This window comes from Micromonospora sp. NPDC047548, from assembly GCF_040642975.1.
In the GTDB taxonomy this organism is placed as follows: domain Bacteria; phylum Actinomycetota; class Actinomycetes; order Mycobacteriales; family Micromonosporaceae; genus Micromonospora.
Window position 1 is genome coordinate 114,025 of record NZ_JBEYTI010000010.1, and the last position, 17,352, is coordinate 131,376.

19 protein-coding genes and 1 riboswitch are annotated in these 17,352 nt (G+C 72.8%); of the genes, 6 read left to right on the forward strand and 13 right to left on the reverse strand.

Features of this window, described 5'->3' with window-relative positions; genetic code table 11:
• Positions 1-43: 43 nt before the first annotated feature.
• From ABZ807_RS13640 to ABZ807_RS13655, 4 genes are all read right to left on the reverse strand, one after another.
• Positions 44-790 (reverse strand): amino acid ABC transporter ATP-binding protein, encoded by a 747-nt coding sequence (locus ABZ807_RS13640; protein ID WP_357156402.1) that lies wholly within the window; start codon positions 788-790, stop codon positions 44-46.
• Positions 787-1,584: an amino acid ABC transporter permease gene (locus tag ABZ807_RS13645; protein WP_357156404.1), complete on the reverse strand. Its 798-nt coding sequence runs from the start codon at positions 1,582-1,584 to the stop codon at positions 787-789. The genes ABZ807_RS13640 and ABZ807_RS13645 overlap by 4 nt, the downstream gene beginning before the upstream one ends.
• A gap of 43 nt (positions 1,585-1,627) precedes the next feature.
• Complete coding sequence (locus ABZ807_RS13650) at positions 1,628-2,491, reverse strand: ABC transporter substrate-binding protein (protein WP_357156406.1); 864 nt, start codon at positions 2,489-2,491, stop codon at positions 1,628-1,630.
• Positions 2,492-2,593: 102 nt separating this feature from the next.
• Positions 2,594-2,743, reverse strand: a complete 150-nt coding sequence (locus tag ABZ807_RS13655; RefSeq protein ID WP_357156408.1) for a hypothetical protein — start codon at positions 2,741-2,743, stop codon at positions 2,594-2,596.
• A 32-nt stretch (positions 2,744-2,775) separates the two neighbouring features.
• A riboswitch (SAM riboswitch) is annotated at positions 2,776-2,887 on the reverse strand.
• A 108-nt stretch (positions 2,888-2,995) separates the two neighbouring features.
• Here ABZ807_RS13655 and ABZ807_RS13660 point away from each other — a divergent pair.
• From ABZ807_RS13660 to ygiD, 3 genes are all read left to right on the forward strand, one after another.
• Positions 2,996-3,229: a hypothetical protein gene (locus ABZ807_RS13660; protein ID WP_357156410.1), complete on the forward strand. Its 234-nt coding sequence runs from the start codon at positions 2,996-2,998 to the stop codon at positions 3,227-3,229.
• Between the two features lie 43 nt (positions 3,230-3,272).
• Positions 3,273-3,812, forward strand: a complete 540-nt coding sequence (locus tag ABZ807_RS13665) for an RNA 2'-phosphotransferase (RefSeq protein ID WP_357156412.1) — start codon at positions 3,273-3,275, stop codon at positions 3,810-3,812.
• Positions 3,813-3,911: 99 nt separating this feature from the next.
• Complete coding sequence (gene ygiD / locus ABZ807_RS13670) at positions 3,912-4,781, forward strand: 4,5-DOPA dioxygenase extradiol (RefSeq protein ID WP_357156414.1); 870 nt, start codon at positions 3,912-3,914, stop codon at positions 4,779-4,781.
• Positions 4,782-4,791: 10 nt separating this feature from the next.
• Here ygiD and ABZ807_RS13675 read toward each other — a convergent pair whose 3' ends face one another.
• Together ABZ807_RS13675 and ABZ807_RS13680 are read right to left on the reverse strand one after the other, a co-directional pair.
• Positions 4,792-5,451, reverse strand: a complete 660-nt coding sequence (locus ABZ807_RS13675; RefSeq protein ID WP_357156415.1) for a TetR/AcrR family transcriptional regulator — start codon at positions 5,449-5,451, stop codon at positions 4,792-4,794.
• A complete protein-coding gene (locus ABZ807_RS13680) occupies positions 5,448-6,662 on the reverse strand; it encodes an acyl-CoA dehydrogenase family protein (protein ID WP_357156417.1) in 1,215 nt (404 codons plus the stop codon). The genes ABZ807_RS13675 and ABZ807_RS13680 overlap by 4 nt, the downstream gene beginning before the upstream one ends.
• A gap of 120 nt (positions 6,663-6,782) precedes the next feature.
• On the opposite strand from ABZ807_RS13680, the gene ABZ807_RS13685 reads away from it, so the two are divergent.
• Complete coding sequence (locus ABZ807_RS13685) at positions 6,783-7,535, forward strand: glucose 1-dehydrogenase (protein ID WP_357156515.1); 753 nt, start codon at positions 6,783-6,785, stop codon at positions 7,533-7,535.
• Positions 7,536-7,562: 27 nt separating this feature from the next.
• Here the strand turns inward: ABZ807_RS13685 and ABZ807_RS13690 are convergent, their stop codons facing one another.
• The 6 genes from ABZ807_RS13690 to ABZ807_RS13715 all read right to left on the reverse strand — a co-directional run bounded on the left by ABZ807_RS13690 (position 7,563) and on the right by ABZ807_RS13715 (position 15,479).
• Positions 7,563-10,385 carry a hypothetical protein gene (locus tag ABZ807_RS13690; protein ID WP_357156419.1) on the reverse strand — a complete coding sequence of 941 codons (2,823 nt, stop codon included), beginning with the start codon at positions 10,383-10,385 and terminating at the stop codon, positions 7,563-7,565.
• Positions 10,382-11,494 carry an AAA family ATPase gene (locus tag ABZ807_RS13695; RefSeq protein ID WP_357156421.1) on the reverse strand — a complete coding sequence of 371 codons (1,113 nt, stop codon included), beginning with the start codon at positions 11,492-11,494 and terminating at the stop codon, positions 10,382-10,384. The genes ABZ807_RS13690 and ABZ807_RS13695 overlap by 4 nt, the downstream gene beginning before the upstream one ends.
• A gap of 14 nt (positions 11,495-11,508) precedes the next feature.
• On the reverse strand, positions 11,509-12,867 hold the full coding sequence (locus tag ABZ807_RS13700) for a VWA domain-containing protein (RefSeq protein ID WP_357156423.1): 1,359 nt from the start codon (positions 12,865-12,867) through the stop codon (positions 11,509-11,511).
• Complete coding sequence (locus ABZ807_RS13705) at positions 12,864-14,267, reverse strand: hypothetical protein (RefSeq protein WP_357156425.1); 1,404 nt, start codon at positions 14,265-14,267, stop codon at positions 12,864-12,866. Before ABZ807_RS13705 ends, ABZ807_RS13700 begins: the two co-directional genes overlap by 4 nt.
• Positions 14,267-14,734 carry a hypothetical protein gene (locus ABZ807_RS13710; RefSeq protein WP_357156517.1) on the reverse strand — a complete coding sequence of 156 codons (468 nt, stop codon included), beginning with the start codon at positions 14,732-14,734 and terminating at the stop codon, positions 14,267-14,269. Before ABZ807_RS13710 ends, ABZ807_RS13705 begins: the two co-directional genes overlap by 1 nt.
• Positions 14,735-15,089: 355 nt before the next feature.
• On the reverse strand, positions 15,090-15,479 hold the full coding sequence (locus tag ABZ807_RS13715) for a hypothetical protein (protein WP_357156427.1): 390 nt from the start codon (positions 15,477-15,479) through the stop codon (positions 15,090-15,092).
• Between the two features lie 132 nt (positions 15,480-15,611).
• On the opposite strand from ABZ807_RS13715, the gene ABZ807_RS13720 reads away from it, so the two are divergent.
• Positions 15,612-16,121, forward strand: a complete 510-nt coding sequence (locus ABZ807_RS13720; protein WP_357156429.1) for a DUF2231 domain-containing protein — start codon at positions 15,612-15,614, stop codon at positions 16,119-16,121.
• A gap of 326 nt (positions 16,122-16,447) precedes the next feature.
• Positions 16,448-16,804 (forward strand): hypothetical protein, encoded by a 357-nt coding sequence (locus ABZ807_RS13725; protein ID WP_357156431.1) that lies wholly within the window; start codon positions 16,448-16,450, stop codon positions 16,802-16,804.
• Positions 16,805-16,965: 161 nt separating this feature from the next.
• Here the strand turns inward: ABZ807_RS13725 and ABZ807_RS13730 are convergent, their stop codons facing one another.
• Positions 16,966-17,334 carry an LLM class flavin-dependent oxidoreductase gene (locus ABZ807_RS13730; RefSeq protein WP_357156433.1) on the reverse strand — a complete coding sequence of 123 codons (369 nt, stop codon included), beginning with the start codon at positions 17,332-17,334 and terminating at the stop codon, positions 16,966-16,968.
• Between the last annotated feature and the right edge of the window lie 18 nt (positions 17,335-17,352).

Here is a 17,352-nt window from a genome sequence, read left to right on the forward strand (position 1 = left end):
GGGCTGGCCGGCGGAAAGCGTCAGACGATCACCGCTCGGCCGCTCAGAGCACCTGGGACAGGAAGCGGCGCAGCCGGGGGTGCTCCGGCGCCTCGAAGATCGCGGCCGGCTCGCCGGCCTCCAGGACCACGCCGTGGTCCATGAACGCGACGGTGCCGGCGACCTCGCGGGCGAAGCCCATCTCGTGGGTGACCACCACCATCGTCATGCCGCCGGCGGACAGGTCGGCCATCACGGCGAGGACGCCCTTGACCAGTTCCGGGTCGAGCGCCGAGGTGGCCTCGTCGAAGAGCATCACCTGCGGTTGCAACGCCAGCGCCCGGGCGATGGCCACCCGCTGCTGCTGCCCGCCGGACAGGTGCGCCGGGCGGGAGTCTGCCTTGGCGGCCAGCCCGACCAACTCCAACTGGGCGCGGGCGATCTGGGTGGCCTCGTCCTCGGAGAGCTTCTTGAGCCGGCGCAGCGCCAGGGTGATGTTGCGCAGCACGCTCATGTGCGGGAAGAGGTTGAACTGCTGGAAGACCATGCCGACCCGCTGGCGCAGCGCGTCCGGGTCGTCGCGCAGCACGCTGCGCCCGTCGAGCAGCACGTCGCCCCGGTCCGGTTCGATCAACCGGTTGATGGTGCGCAGCAGGGTGGACTTGCCCGAGCCGGAGGGGCCGATCACGCAGGCGGTGCCGCCCCGGGCCACGTCCAGGTCGGCGCCGCGCAGCACCTTGTTTGCCCCGAAGGCGAGGTGCACGTCCCGGACGTTGAGGCTGACCGAGGTGGTGGTGGCGGTGCCGGTCATCGCTGGTCCTTTCCGGTCGGGGTCTGCGGGGGCAGGGCGGTCTCACCGGCCAGGGCCAGGCCGCCGTCGTCGTCGGGGTCGACGGTCACCGCGCGGCCCTGGCGCAGCCGCCGGTCGATCCAGTTGACGGCGTGGGTCAGCGGCACGGTCAGCACCAGGTAGAACAGGCCGGCCAGCAGCAGCGCCGACTCGTTGCCGGTGGTGGCCGCGTAGTCCTGGCCGATCCGGAACAGCTCCCGCTGGCTGGCTACCAGGCCGAGGAAGTAGACCAGGCTGGAGTCCTTGATCAGCGCGATCAGCTGGTTGACCCAGGCCGGCAGCACCCGGCGCACCCCCTGCGGGATGATCACCAGCCGCATCGCCTCGCCCCAGGAGAAGCCGAGCGCCCGCGCCCCCTCCAGTTGCGCCGCCTCGACGCTCTGGATGCCGGACCGGAAGATCTCGCCGATGTAGGCGCCGGCGATCAGCGACAGCGCCAGGATGCCCAACGGGTACGGGTTAGGCCCCCAGACCTCCATGCCGAGCGGCGCCAGGCCGACGCCGATGAGCAGGATGGTCGCCGCGGCCGGCAGGCCGCGGAAGATGTCCGTGTAGATCCGCGCCGGCCACCGCAACCATCGGGTACGCGAGATGCCGGCGATGGCCAGCAGCATGCCGAGCACGGAGCCGAGCAGGGCGGCGGAGATCGCCAGGATCAGCGTGTTGGGCAACCCGACGGTCAGCATCTCGGGCAGCGCCTCGCGCATCGAGTCCCCGTCGAAGAAGGTCTCCCACAGGGTGCTCAACGTGTCCATCAGTCTCTTCCCCGTCCGCCCCGCTCGCTCGTCATCCGTACCGTCAGGAGGAGGTCGACGCCGACGCCGACGCCGACGGCGCCGCGACGGTGCCGCTGCCGGGCGTGAAGTCGGCCGGGATCGGCCGGCCCGGGTAGTACTGCTCCTGCAGCCGGGTCCAGGTGCCGTCGGCGATGACCTCGTCGAGGCCCTTGTTCAGCGCCTCGCGCAGCTTGTCGTTGCCCTTGGCGAACGCGTACGCGGTCGGGGCCGGGCTGAGCTGCTTGGCCGCCACCGTGATCTTGCCGTTGCTGTCCGCCGCCGACTTCTCGCCGATCTCGGCGGGGGCGATCCAGGCGTCGGCGGTGCCGGCCTTGAGCTGGTTGATCGCGCCGTTGTAGTCGGGCACCCGGACCGGGTCGAGGTTCCTGCCGGTGGCGTAGTCGTCCTGCACGGTGCCCTGCACGACGGCGACCCGCTTGCCGGCGAGCTGGTCGAAGCTGGTGATCGGGGAACCGGTGGGCACGTCGAGGCCGAAGTAGCCGAAGTCGTAGCCGTTGCCGAAGTCCACGGTCTTCTTGCGTGCCTCGGTGATGGTGATCGAGGAGCTGCCGATGTCGAACTTGCGGTTGTTGACCTGGGAGAGCAGCGCGGAGAAGTCGGTTCCGACGAACTCCACCTTCAGACCGACCTTCGCGGCGGCCGCGACGAGCAGGTCGTTGTCGAAGCCGGTGAACCTGCCGTCCTTCAGGTACACGTTCGGCGGCGCGTCGGTGAGCGTGCCGGCGCGCAGCACGCCCGGCTGGAGCAGGCCGTACGGGTTGTCGGCGGCCTCGGACGAGCCGCCGCAGGCGGTCAGCGCGGTGGCGGCGAGGACGGCGGCGGCGCCGAGCGCGGCCACCTTGGACAGGGCGGGAAGGAATCGCACAGGTGTCTCCGGATCGATCGGTCGGCGGGCAGGAGGCACGCCGGGAGACGGTGCGCCGGACCGGCACACCGCTGGGGTGGTACGAGGAAGAGGGGTCGTCGACTACGCGGTCGGGCGGCGACAGCTGTCGCTGCAGACCCGCATCAGGTCGACGTGTCGCCGCTTGACCAGCGCGACGCCGGCCGCCGGTACGTCCGGCGGGGCCGCGGGCGCGGCTGCGCCGACGGGCGGGGCGAAAAAGTGTGCAGACATGGTTCTCCTGGGTCGGTGCTGACCTGGGAACCAGGCCACGCTTGCACCGGTGCCACACCGGTGCCTGGTCCTCACCCGGAGCACCCCACCGTGGAGGAGGGTTGCCGGCCAGCGAGCCGGGGCTTGACGCTGGCGCTCATGACCTGCCGAGAAGGCTAGCAGCACGGCCCGGCCGGTCGTCCAGTCGTTATGACGGCCCTCACGTCCGCCCCCCTACCGGCCAGGCCGGCCGCACGGGCCACCGCGGCGGAATTGGCCGGCGCGCGCTCCGCCGGCCGGTGTCAGGGTGGGGAGACCGGCGCGGCCCTGCTCGCCGACGGCCGGGTGTACGCCGGTACCACCGTCCACGACCTGGGCTGGAGCCATGGCCAGGGAGCACCGCTGCGGGGCCTCGCCCAGGATCTGCTTCTGGTGCTCTGTGGACGCCGGCTCCCGCTCGGACGGCTCGACGGTGCGGCGGCGACCCGGTTCTCCCGGCCGGGGTGATAACCCGTCGCCGTCACCCGCACCCGTGCTCGACAATGCCGGAATGGATCATCGGGCGCTGGTGCGGCTCAGCAAGCGGATGTCACTGGCGCTGCGGCACCGGCCCGGCGCGTTCGGTCTCACCCCGGACGGCGCCGGTTGGGTCACCGTGGCCGACCTGCTGACCGCGCTGCGGATCGGTCGCGCCGACCTCGACGCGGTCGTGGCCGGCAACGACAAGCAGCGCTTCGCCGTCGAGCGGGGCGCCGACGGCGTCGAGCGGATCCGGGCCAGCCAGGGGCACTCCATCCCGGTCGACCTCCAACTGGAGCCCACCGCGCCCCCGGAGCGCCTCTACCACGGCACCGGCGCCGCCGCGCTCGACTCGATCCGGGCCACCGGGTTGCACCGGGGCGGGCGGCACCACGTACACCTCTCGCCGGACGTGGCGACGGCCCGCCGGGTCGGCGCCCGCCGGGGCGGCGCGGTGGTGGTGCTCACCGTCGACGCGGCGGCGATGGCCCGCGAAGGGCACGCCTTCTACCGCAGCGCCAACGGCGTGTGGCTGACCGACGCGGTGCCCCCGGCCTACCTCGTCGCCTGACGGGGTGTGGTCCCGGGGCCGCGCTGCCCTGATGTGCGGTACACCCGACGACGCCGGCTGCGGCGGACTACCCTCGGACCACGGCGGAGGAGGGACGGCATGAGCGGTCAGACCAGCCCCGACACGATGCCCGCGGCCTTCTTCGGGCACGGCAACCCGATGAACGCCCTGGAGGTCAACCGATACACGTCGGCCTGGCGTGCGTTCGGCCGGGCGGTACCGCGGCCCCGGGCGATCCTGGTGGTCTCGGCGCACTGGTACATCGGCGCGACCGCCGTCACCGCGATGCCCCGGCCGCGCACGATCCACGACTTCTACGGCTTCCCCCCGCGACTGTTCGACATGGAGTACCCGGCGCCCGGCCTGCCGGAGCTGGCCGAGGAGATCAGTGACCTCGTCCACCCCACCTGGGTGGGCGCCGACCTGGACTCCTGGGGCATCGACCACGGCACGTGGTCGGTGCTGACCCACGCCTTCCCCGAGGCCGACATCCCGGTGGTGCAGCTGAGCATCAACGCGTTCAAGGGGCTGGACTACCACCTGGGGCTCGGCGCCCAGCTTGCGCCGCTGCGCGAGCGCGGGGTGCTCATCGTGGCCAGCGGCAACGTGGTGCACAACCTCGGTGGGGTGGACCCGCGGCTGGTCGACCAGGGTTTCGACTGGGCGCGGCGCTTCAACGACGCGGCCCGCGAGGTGATGCGGGACGAGCCCACCGAGGCGGCCCGGCTGGACGCCCACCGCGACTTCGGGTCGGCCGTGCCGACGCCGGACCACTTCATCCCGCTGCTCTATCTGGCCGGTATCGCCGGTGCGACCGGGTCCCGGCCGGAGGTGCTGGTGGACGGGTACGCGTACGGGTCGCTGTCGATGACCGCGTACACCGTGGGGTTGTCCTGCCGGGGCGGCGACCAGCCGGCGGGAGCGCCGTCGCTGCCGGCCGACGTGCCGGCCGACTCGGCGAACATCTGACCGGCCAGCCTCAGCTCGGCGCCCGGTCCCGGACCGGCCCGGACTCCACGGGGGTGTGCAGGCCGCCGACGAACAGCGCGACGAGCTGGTGACCGACTTCGGTGAAGGTCAGCGGGCCGTCCGGGCGGAACCAGGTGTGAATGTTGCCCAGTGCGCTGAGGAACGTGTGGGTGACCACCGTGGCGGAGACGTCGCCGCGGACCACCCCGGCCTGCTGCCCCTCGCGGACGAGGTCACGGAACAGGTCGTGGTAGCGCCGGCGCTCGCGGCGGGTGGCCTCGGCCTGCTCGTCGTCGAGCAGGTGCGCCGAGCGGGCCCAGACGGTCAGCTCGGCGAGGTGCGCGGCGGTGTGTTCGACGACGTCGAGGGCGGCGGCGCGCAGCCGCTCCTGCACCGGCCCGCCGCCGGCGGCGATCTCCCGCAGCCGCTGGGTCTGCTCCGCGAGCAGTTCCCGGTAGATGCTGGTCAGCAGCTCGGACTTCGACCCGAACCAGTGGTACAGCGCCCCCTTGGTGACCTCCGCCGCCGCCACGATCTCCTGGACGCTCGTCGCCTCGTAGCCGCGCCGGGCGAACAGCTCAGTGGCGGCCGCGACGATGCTCTGCCGCGCCGAGCCGCGCGGTGCCCGCCGCCGTTCGGCTGCGACGGCCGGCTCGGCCGCCACGGTCACCGCGACTCCAGCTGGCGGCGGATCTCTCGGCGGGCCACGTCGCGTACGTGCACCTCGTCGGGGCCGTCGGCGATGCGCAGGGTACGGGCGCCGGCGTACATCGACGCGAGCGGGAAGTCGTCGGAGACACCGGCCCCGCCGTGGACCTGGATGGCCCGGTCGAGCACCTCCAGCGCGACGCGGGGCGCCACCACCTTGATCGCGGCGATCTCGGTGCGGGCGGCCTTGGCGCCGTACCGGTCGATCATCCAGGCCGCCTTGAGGGTGAGCAGCCGCGCCTGCTCGATCGCCATCCGCGACTCGGCGATCTGCTGCTGCACCACGCCCTGCCGGGCCAGTTCCTGACCGAAGGCGACCCGGGTGGTGGCGCGGCGCACCAGCAGGCTCAGCGCCCGCTCGGCCAGCCCGATGGCGCGCATGCAGTGGTGGATGCGGCCGGGGCCGAGCCGGGCCTGGGCGAGGGCGAACCCGCCGCCCTCCTCGCCGAGCAGGTGCGACGCCGGCACCCGGACGTCGGAGAAGACCACCTCGCCGTGGCCGTGCTGGTCGTGGTAGCCGAAGACGGGCAGCGATCGGACCACCTCGACGCCGGGGGTGTCCACCGGCACCAGGATCATCGACTGCTGCCGGTGGGTGTCGGCCGACGGGTCCGTCTTGCCCATCACGATCGTGACGGCGCAGCGCGGGTCGGCGATGCCGGTGGTCCACCACTTGCGGCCGTTGATGACGTAGGAGTCGCCGTCGCGCTCGATGCGGGTGCAGATGTTGGTGGCGTCGCTGGAGGCCACGTCCGGTTCGGTCATCGCGAAGGCCGACCGGATCTCGCCGTCGAGCAGCGGGCGCAGCCAGCGTTCCCGCTGTTCGGCGGTGCCGAACATGTGCAGGATCTCCATGTTGCCAGTGTCCGGGGCGGCGCAGTTGGTGGCCTCCGGCGCGAGTTCGATGGAGCGGCCCATCAGCTCCGCGAGGGGGGCGTACTCCACGTTGGTCAGATTGGAGACGGCGGGCAGGAAGAGGTTCCACAGCCCCCGGCGGCGGGCCTCGGCCTTGAGATCCTCGACGACGGCGGGCAGGTGGTGGCGCCTGCCGGCCGCGGCGAGTTCGGCGCGCTGGGCGGCGTAGACCGGTTCGGCCGGGTGGACGTGTTCGTCCATGAACTCCTGCAGCCGCTGCACGTACTCGGTGGCCCGTGCGGTCGGTTCGAAGTCCATGGCTGCCTCCCATTGACGCGACTGTCGGCGGCTCGCTACCGTCGCCGGACGCCGAACATACCGGCTGGTCGGTATGGCGTCCAGAGCACCGCGAACGTGAGGAGTCCCAAAGTGAGCGTGATGGATCGGTTCCGCCTCGACGGGAAGGTTGCCGTCGTGACCGGCGCCTCCTCCGGCCTGGGGGTGTCGTTCGCCCGCGCGCTCGCCGAGGCCGGCGCCGACGTCGTGCTCGGCGCCCGCCGCGTCGAGCGCCTGCCGGCCACGGGCGCGCTGGTCGAGGCGGCCGGCCGCCGGTACGCGGCCCGCGCCACCGACGTCAGCCGGCCCGAGGACTGCGAGGCGCTGGTCGCCACCGCGATCGAGCACTTCGGGCGGGTGGACGTGCTGGTCAACAACGCCGGGGTGGGCACCGCCGTGCCCGCCACCCGGGAGACGCCGGAGCAGTTCCGCTCCGTCGTCGACGTCAACCTGATGGGCAGCTACTGGATGGCACAGGCGTTCGCCCGGGCGGCGACGGGCGGCGGCGCCATCGTCAACATCTCCAGCGTCATCGGCCTGCGCCCCGGCGGCATCCCGCAGGCCGCGTACGCCTCTAGCAAGGCCGCCGTGATCGGCCTGACCCGCGACCTTGCGGCGCAGTGGACCGGCCGCAAGGGCATCCGGGTCAACTGCATCGCCCCCGGGTTCTTCCCCTCGGAGATGAGCGACCAGCTGGAGCCGGGCACCTTCGAGATGGTCAAGGCGCTGGCCCCGGCCGGGCGGCTCGGCGAGCACGAGGAGCTCGCCGCCACGCTGATCTGGCTGGCCAGCGACGCCTCGTCGTACGTGACCGGAGTGACCGTGCCCGTCGACGGCGGGCTCGTCATGCCTTGACCCCCGGCCGGTGGTCGACCACCGCTGCTACGCCGGCGGTGTCGCCAGCAGCACAGCGACGGAATCGGCGGTGGCCGGGTGCTCGGCCAACAGGGCGGCCAGGTCCCCGCCGGTGGCGGGGGCCCCGTCCGGCCGCCACCCGCCGTCGCACCCGAGCAGCGCGGCGACCGCATCCACGGCCTCCGGATGACCGGCGAGCAGGGTGCCGACCCGACCCGACGGGGCGGCCCGGCCGGCCGGGGGCGGTGCGGGCGCGGCCGCCGCCCAGGACGGCACCCAGGCGTCCAGCACGGGCAACGTCCCCGGGAAGGTGCGCCCCGCCTCACGCACCAGCAGCGGCACCAGTTCCGGCCCCTGGTCGCGCAGGGTGGTGATCAGGGTCGGCAGCCACGGCAGCAGGACCGGGTCGGGCAGCCGGGCGAACGCGGTCGACATCGTCTCCACCACGAACGGCGCCAGCCCGGGCGCCGGCTCCAACGCGTGCACGAAGCCGGACAGGTACTGCGGGAAGGCCGGCACCACCAGCGGGTTCGCCAGCAGCTCGGCGCAGCGGGCGCGCAGCTCGGCCAGCGGCAGCAGGCCGAGCTGGTGCCGGGCCGCCCAGAGCAGGGCGACCTTTCCCGGTTCCTCCGGGTGGGACTGCGCGACGGCGAGTTCCAGCTGGGACCGGTCGCAGCCCAGGGCGAGGGCCAGGCTCTCCATGCTGAACAGGAAGCCCAGCATCGCCCCGACCTGCCGCAGCCCGGTCTCCTCGTCCACGACCGCGGTCGGCAGCAGCGTGCAGTAGTGCGCGTACCCGGCGGTCACGAACGCCTCGCACCAGGCCGGCAGCCTCGGCGCGGTACCGCGGTGATGGGCCAGCAGCCGGCGGATCCGACGCAGCACCTCCGGCGCGTCGTCGACGGTGCGTTCGGCGGCGAGCAGCTCCACCGCCCGCGCCCCCAGCTCCTGGACCAGGCGAGGGCTGTCGAGCAGGCAGATCGCGTCCTCGACGGCCGCGAGCGCGACGGCGGCCGTCGCGTCGGGGGCCCAGGCCGTCCGTCGCAGGCGCTGCTCCAGCACCTGTTCGACGGTCACCCCCTCGTAGCCCAGCTCGACGAGGGCGCGCTGGTTGCGGCCGAGGGCCAGGTCCCAGCTCTCCTGGATCGAGCGGTGCCCGAGCCGGCGCTCGCCCATGATCGGGCGAACCGCATCCGGGGGCAGCAGCTGTCGCAGCATCCAGAGCAGGTCCGAGCATCCGGCCAGCTCGGGAGTCGCGTGCAGGTCCAGCAGGGCGCGCTGGATGGTCCGCTTCTCCGGATCCAGGCCGAGCGGGCGGAGGCGGTCGAGGACGTCGCGGGCGAGCGGCGGCAGGGCCTCGTAGCCGACCTGACCGACCCGGTCCCCGCCGAGCATGATCTCGCACAGCCGGCGGACGTCCCGGCGACCCGGCACGACGTCCTTCTCGATGCAGGTGACGGCGGCGTCGGCGAAGTCGTACGGGGTGGGCCGGGCCCGGTTGCGCAGCCCGGCCAGCAGGATCGAGGTCTCGAAGACGGCGATCGCGTCGGCGGTGCTGGCCAGGTAGCCGTTGCGGCGGGCCAACCGGACGATGTCGACGCACCAGCCGCGCAGCTCCGCCTCGTCGAGGCCGTCCAGCGGGGGCGGGCCGGCGAGGAAGTCGGTGAGCCGGTCGGCGGCGATCGGCGTGGCCGGGCCGGGCGGGGCCGCGCCGCGCCCCCGTCGGCCCCGGGTCCGCCCGCCCCGTTGACCGTCGAGCCGGAACGGGACCAGACCGGCGCGGCTCACCGCCTTCGTCCAGGTCGCCGCGGCGATCGAGACAGAACCGGGCGCCAGCCCGAACTGCGTCTCGATGGCGGAGTGGCTGGACGGGATCAGCCCGTACCGCCAGCGGGTGCCGGTGCGCGGGCTGATCTCGAAGTCCGGGGCGTCCGAGGCGAGGCCGAACTGCGCGACCCTGCTGGCGGCGTGGAAGGCGCCGCAGACGTGGAGGCAGTCGGCGGGGTCGACGCCGGAGGCCGCCAGGTGCTGCCGTATCCGGGTCCACATGTGGCGCTCGCGGTCCTCGTCCCGGTCCAGCCGATCGGACCTGGCCGGCCGCAGCCGCCGGAACAGGCTGCCGATCAGCACCATCACCTGACGGTAGGTGTCGTGGTCGGCGTCGGCGAGCGGCCGTTCCACGTACTGGTCCCACCATTCCGACCAGTGCCGCACCTTGCCGTGGTGCAGCAGGTGCGCCTCCAGCTCCGCGAACTGGGGCCGCAGGTCGCCGATCTCCAGACCGACCGCGTCGCCGTGCAGCGCCGTGTCCTCGTCGGGCGCGGCGGGGACCTCCGCTGCGCCGCCGCCCGGTGGCGTCGACCCGCGCGGCGACCACTGGAAGACGTGGTCGGTGGAGCGGTCCACCAGCACCAGCTCCACACCGGGGGTCTCCAGCGCGTACGCGATGGCCTGGTACTCGGCCGACGACTCGGTGACCGGCGCGACGACGCTGAGCGGGCCCCACTCGGCGGGGAAACCGTCCAGCTCCGAGGCGAAGGCCTGCACAGCCACCGGGAGGCGGCAGTTGCGCAGCTCCCCGAGCAGGGGCTGGAGGTCCTCGCAGAGTTCCAGGTAGATGACCCGCGGCTGCTTCTCGCGCAGGCGGCGCACCATGGCCAGGGCGGAGGCCGGCGAATGATGGCAGACCGGGAAGATCTCCAGCCGTTCACCGAGGGCCCGGTCGACGTCGTCGACCATCCCGGCCAGGATGCCGGCCAGGGCGTCGGGGGAGCCGGCGAAGGCGGCGGCCGCCTCCGCGAGCTGCTCGCGCAGCGCGCCGAACGGGCCACCGCTGGTGGGGGCGGTCATGACAGGGACGCGATCGCCTGCCGGCCGCCGTCGAGGAAGCCCTCCCAGCCGCCGCCGTCCTGCTTGGCCCGCGGTTCCACGACCCCGTGCAGGTACTTGTTGAGGATCGCCAGGTCCTCCGGGCTGCGCCGGGCCAGCGATCCGATCAGCGACCCGGCGAGCGTCTCCGCCCGCAGCGTCCGGTCGCCGAAGAACTGGCTGTGCAGGATGGCGTCCTCCAGCACGCCGATCTGCTCGGCCGTGGACAGCGCCGACTCCAGCTTGTCGTCGTCGCTCGTCGCCGACACGGCGGCGACGCGGAGGTCGGCGAAGCTCTGCAACAGGATGTCCAGCAGGGTCGGCGGCACGGCCAGCTCGATCCGGTGCCGGCGCAGCAGCTCCTCGGTACGGAAGCGGACGATCTCCGCTTCGCTGCGCTTGTTGGTCACCACCGGGATCCGGACGAAGTTGAACCGCCGCTTCAGCGCCGAGGACAGGTCGTTGACGCCCCGGTCCCGGCTGTTCGCAGTGGCGATGATCGAGAAGCCGGGCCTGGCGAAGACGATGTTGTCCCGGTCCAGCTCGGGGATGGAGACGTACTTTTCCGACAGGATCGAGATCAGCGCGTCCTGCACGTCGCTGGTGGAGCGGGTCAGTTCCTCGAACCGGCCGATCACGCCCTGCTCCATCGCCGTCATGATCGGCGACGGGATCATCGACTCGCGGGACTGCCCCTTGGCGATGACCATGGACACGTTCCACGAGTACTTGATGTGGTCCTCGGTGGTGCCAGCGGTGCCCTGCACGACCAGGGTGGAGTTGCGGCAGATCGCGGCGGCGAGCAGCTCGGCGAGCCAGCTCTTGCCGGTGCCCGGGTCACCGATCAGCAGCAGGCCCCGGTCCGACGCCAGGGTCACGATGCTGCGCTCGACGAAGCTGCGGTCGCCGAACCACTTCTGCGGGATCTCCCGCGCCAGGCCGTCGGCCCGCTCCGAACCGAGGACGAACAGCCGGACCATGCGCGGGCTGAGCCGCCATGAGAACGGCTTCGGCCCGCTGTCGACCGACTCCAGGTAGTCGAGTTCGTCGGCGTACTTGACCTCGACGGGGGCACGCAGCATCTCGGACATGAGGGATGGGTCTCCTAGGTGAGGAAGCTCTTGAGCTCGAAGACGAGTTTGCGGATGTGACCGGAGATCACCGGGGTGCCCAGGTCCTTGAAGCGCTGCCGGAACCAGGGGTTCACGCTCTGCTGGCCGGAGCTGCTGACCGAGCCGACCGGGATGAACCGCACCCCGGAGCGGTGCACGGCCTCGATGCCGTCGAAGAGCGGCTGGGAGCGGTCGAACTCGTAGAAGTCCGAGATCCACACCAGCACGGTGTTCCTCGGCTCGACGATCTTCGGGCGGGCCAGCGCCATCGCGACCGGCCCGTCGTTGCCGCCGCCGAGGTTGGTCCGCAGCAGCACCTCGAACGGGTCGTGCACCCACGGGGTCAGGTCCAGTGCCCGCGTGTCGTACGCGATCAGGTGCACGTCCACCTTCGGCAGGCCGGCGAAGATCGAGGCGAGGATGGTGCAGTTCACCATGGAGTCGACCATCGAGCCGGACTGGTCCACCACCACGATCAGCCGGGACGGGGTGGTCCGCCGGGCGGTCTGCCGGTAGTAGAGCCGATCGACGTAGAGCCGCTCGTCCTCCGGGCTCCAGTTCGTCAGGTTCTGCCAGATGGTGCGGTCGAGGTCGAGGTTGCGGAACACCCGCTTCGGCGGCACCGACCGGTCGACCGTGCCGACGCTGGTCTGCTCGACCTGGGTGCGCAGCACCTCGGCGACCTCGTCGACGAAGCGCCGGATCAGCGCCCGGGCGTTGGCCAGCGCCATCCCGGAGAGGTTGGCCTTGTCCCGCAGCAACTGTTCGATCAGCGACATGCTCGGCGTGATACGGCTGGCCAGCACCGGGTCGGCCAGTACCTCCCGCAGGTGCATCCGGCGGACAAGATCACCCTCCAGGCCGGCGAGCGTGCCGCCCAGCCCGGTGCCCTGCCGGCGCAGCTCGCCCGGCTCGGCGGCGAGCGCCTGCTCGAACCAGCCAGCGTCGGACTGCCAGCGGGACAGCTGGCTGGCGCTGACCGGCCCGGAGCCGGTCCCGAACACGTTGAGCAGCAGCTTCGACACGAGGGCGGCGCGGCGTACCTCGGCCGGGCCGGGCCGGTGCCGCCCGGCGGGGTCGGGCCTGGCGTCCGCGGTGGGGGCGCCGTCGGCGGGCGTCAGCAGCCCGTGCAGTTCGGCGGCCAGCGCCGGGAAGCGTTGCACCACGGTGTCCACGGAGACCGCCGGGTCCAGCAACGCGGCGGGCAGGCCGAAGTCGTCGACGACGGCCATGCTGGCAGATTCCAGCGCGGGCTGCTCGTCGGGGCTGAAGAGCCGGGCCAGCAGCCGCCAGTAGAGCACCTGACGCCGGTTCTCGTCGGCGAGACCGCCGGGGGTGACGGAGTCGGTCATCGGCGCAGCAACCGTCCCGCGCGCTCGCGGAGCACGGCCACCGCGTCGCCCGCCCTGGCCTCGCTCTTGGCGACCTTGGGGTCGGTGACCCCGGCCGCCCAGTCGCCGTTGTGCGCCTCGACCACCCGCCGCTTCCCGGTCGCCCGCACCGCCAGCGGCTGCACCAGCCACCGGCCGTCGTCCCAGCGGACCAGGCCCAGGCAGGCCGAGGAGGCGGCGACCAGCTCGGTGTTGAGCGGGCCGCTGGACGGCAGCCGGTCGGTGGCCACCGCAAGCCGGTGGCCGCCGAGGTCGAGGACGAGGCAGCCGTCGTCGTCCTGCACGCGGTAACCCTCCAGCAGGACGGGCTCGGCGATGCCGGCCGGGTGCCGGTCCAGCGGCGGTAAGGCCGTCGCGGTCGCGAGGGAGAGCAGGACCCGCGCCGTGGCGAACGGGCAGGCCGGCTCGCCGAGCCGGGCCGCGTCGTCGCGCCACAGCAGGTCGCCGCCGTACGACGGCAGGTCGGTGACCGTCATCGCGCGCCGCTCGGCGAGCGCGGCCAGCAGGACCGGATGTGCCCGCAACAGCCGCCAGACCGCCGGCCCGACGATGGTCTCGACCTTCGGGGCGCCCACCGTGGCGCGTACCAGCCGGGGTGACCCGCCGCCGTCCGGTTCGAGGATCGCGTGCAGCTGGACCTGCACCGCCGTGTCGTGTTCGTGGACGTCCACGCCGAGCGGCAGCAGCCGACCGGAGACCCGCGCCACGTCCTGCGGCACCGGCTCGACGGGCGCGCCCTGGGCCAGCAGTACGCCCTGGGCCCACAGGTCGGCCCAGCGGCGGGCCGGCACCTGCGGCATCGCGGCGACCGGCACGCTGGCCCGCAGTTCGGCGGCGAGGCCGTCGAGCAGGACCGCGAGCCGGCGGAGCCCGGGCACGGCCAGCGCGGCCTCCACCGACGTCCCGGCGGCGGAGAGCAGTTCGTGGTCGACGCCGCGCCAACCGGTCAGGGCCACCTCGTGCAGCCAGGCCCGTGCGCCGGCGAGGACGGGCGCGGCGGCGGCCGGCGGGACGGCCGACGCGGTCCACGGTGCACGGTCCCGCCCGAGGGCCGTGTCGAGCTGGCCGAGCAGGGCGTCGTGGGCCGCGCCGAGCAGCGCCGAGCGCGCCCCGGCGAGTGCGGCGAGGTCCTCCGGTGCGACCGATCCGGTGGTCACCGTGCCGACCGCCTCCGCCACCCGGTCGCCGAAGGGCGTCGTGGCCAGCGCGCCGGCGAGCGCGGCCAGGGCGGCGGCGTCCTGTTCGCCGACCCGGGCGAGGCCGTGGGTCAGGGTGTCGTCGAAGCCGGCGACGACGTCGAGCGCGTCGGGCAGCCCCACCGGCGAGCCGTCGCGCAGGATCGCGAGCTGCGTGCCTAGCATCAGCAGCCGGCCCCGGTCGACGGGAACCAGTGCAGCTCCGGCGTTGGCGTGCTGCTGGCCGGCAGTTCCAGGTAGGCCAGGTGGCGCAGGAAGCGGCTGAACACCACCGCCGCCGGGGTCGGCTCGTGCCGGGAGTCCATCCGGGCCAGCAGCCCGGCGCCGGTGTCCACTCCCTCGCCGACGTCGACCCGCAGGTAGCGGGCGACCCGGTCGACGCCGTACTGGAGCACGGCCTCGTCGGCCAGCGCGTGCAGGTGCTTGCAGGGGGCGCCGCGCAGCCCTCCGCAGGGCCGGTTGTTGTTGGTGCTGCAGTGGTGGGCGTGGGTGCCCGCGGTGACCGACGCGACGTAGACCCGTTCGACGTCCGACCCGCTGGACACCACGCCCTGCAGCCGCCCGTCAGCCAGCTCGACGAAGGGCACCTTGGCCAGTTTGCGGGGCCGAGCGGGTGGCACCACCCGCAGCACGCTTCGTCGCCGCCACGCGGCCCGGTCCGCGTCCGCCACTTCCGACCTCCCGCCCGCCGGAGACCGGCGTCGCCCATCGTGATGCCGACGCCGATCCCACCGGCGGCGCCGTGCCGAGGAGGATCATGGACCACCGGTACGACATCCGCCGCCGCCGGTCAGGCCGGCGCCTCCGGCATCCGACGCGGGCGCGGCGCACCCCTGTCCGTACGGCGCCGCCTGTACGCCCCGAGCCGGGCTGCCCGGCCGGCTCGGCGGGCCGGGAGCCGGGTCCGGTGACCGGGGACACCAGCGCGGTGGGCCGGCCGACGGTTCGGGCGTCCCGGTGCCGGATATACCGTCCGCCGCCGGTGGCTCATGCGACGGGCACGGTGGCGGTGACGGTGGCCTGATCGATGTCGGTGGTCCGGGCGGTGAACCGCAGCGTCCACTTACCCCGGACCGGAAACGTGATCTCGGCGCTGGCGTGGTGCGGTTCCGGCGTGTCGACCGGCACCGGGACCGGTTCGACGCCGGCCGCCAGCATGGCCAGGCTGACCGTCCACTCGGCGACCGGCAGGGCCTGCCCCTGCGGTGTGTAGACGTAGGCGTGCAGGGAGTTCGGCGTGCCGACCCGCACCGGGTAGATGTCGAACTGCAACGTGTAGAGGCCGCTGGTCAGCGTCTGGGCGACCCCCTCCCGGGTGGCGTGAGCGGCCTCGGTGCCCGCCAGATCCCGGCCATGCCGCTCGTGACGAGAACGCATCCCAGCACGTAGCCGAACCAGTCGCGCTCGACCCGTCCACGCCCTCGGCTCGTACCTCGCAGCCGGGCGGGGGGTGTAGCGACGACGTCAAGGGGAAACCCGCGCCACCTGGGGGGAGAGCGGAGGGCTGCAATGGAAAGTCGCGCCAAGGCGATGGGTCACGGAATCCACCCGATGCTGATCGTATTTCCGCTGGGACTGTTCGCTACATCAGTGATCTTCGACATCCTCTACTTGATCACGGATCGAGTGGGCTTCCAGATCTCTGCGGCGTACACCATCGGTGCGGGCATCATCGGCGGCCTCGTCGCCGCGGTCTTCGGCTTGATCGACTGGCTGTCCATCCCTGGGGGCACGCGCGCGAAGCGGGTCGGAGCGGTGCACGGCATCGGCAACGTTGTCGTCGTGCTGCTGTTCGCGGGGAGCTGGTTGCTGCGGGCGGCCGCGGACAACTGGGATCCGAACGCCCTCGCCCTGATCTGCAGCTTCGCCGGCATTGTCCTGGTCGGGATGACCAGTTGGCTCGGGGGCGAACTGGTCGAGCGACTGGGCATCAGCGTGAGTGACAGCGCGGACGTCAACGCACCGAGCTCCCTGTCGCGCCGGGGGTCCGCCCGTCAGGCGCCCTCGCGGGGCGCCTGACCCGCGTACAACGCCAACCTGGAAGAAGACGATCGCGCTGGTCCTCGGCTTGAGGTAGCCGTTCCAGTGGTTGCTGGGCCGGGTGGTCACCTTCGTGATCCATCCTGCTGGGGCTGGTGGCGGCGTGAATGTGGGCGCCAGGAGCGGGAAGTAGATGCGGGTGTCGAGTGGGCTGGTCGGGCCGACCCGGCTGAGGATGGTCCGTCCCGTCGGGTGCGGGCCTTGGCAGCACAACTCGAGGAGGAGTGAGCATGGCCGGCGCTCGACAGAGCACGCCCGGGGCCGCTACCGGTGCTCGGAAGGCTACCGGTGCTCGGAAGGCTCCGATGAATCGGAAGGCGGCGGCGAAGAAGGTCGCGACCGCCACGAAGCGGGCCACGGGGGCGAGCGCGGCCAAGGCGGCGGGTGAGAAGCCCACCCCGACGACGGCGCGTGTGGCCCGGAAGAAGGCCACCGCCGCAACGGCGGCCCCGACCCGCAGACCGACCGCCAAGGCGACCGCCGCCAAGAAAGCGCCCGCGACGAGAGCGCCCGCGACGAGAGCGCCCGCGAAGAAGGCGCCGGCGAAGAAGGCCGCACCCGCACGAGCCCGTACCACCACGACGCCCCGGGCGCCAGCGAGGAAAGCCACCACCATGGAATCCTTCGGCAACCAGCGGACGGCCCGAAAGCCCACCCGCTGATCAGATGGACGCCCGGAACCGCGCGCGACGACAGTCGTGGCGAGACCACCAGCTGCCCTGGTCGGACGACGAGCGACCTGGTCGGACCGAGGAAGTCGGGTCGCTGCCCGCAGGGCACACCGACCCGCACGTGATCGAGCGGCGACGTTCGCGCGTTGTGACTAGACGTGCGTGATCACGCCCTTGCCGTACGAGGAGAGGGTCTTCTCCTTGTCGTCATGCATGAGGTAGAGGGCGAAGTTGTGGACACCGATCTCCGTGAGTTCCTGCAGCCGGTCGACATGGGCTGACTCGGGGCCGACAAGGCAGAACCGGTCGACGATCTCATCGGGCACGAAGTCCGTGGACGGATTGCCGGCGCGGCCGTGGTGTGCGTAGTCGTAGCCGTCGCGGCCGCTGATGTAATCGGTGAGCGCCTTTGGCACCACCCCGGAGTCGCCGTAGCGGGCGACCAGGTCGGCCACGTGGTTGCCGACCATGCCGCCGAACCAGCGCAGCTGATCTCGTTGGTGCGCGAGGTCCGTGCCCACGGGCTATCCGGGGTCGGC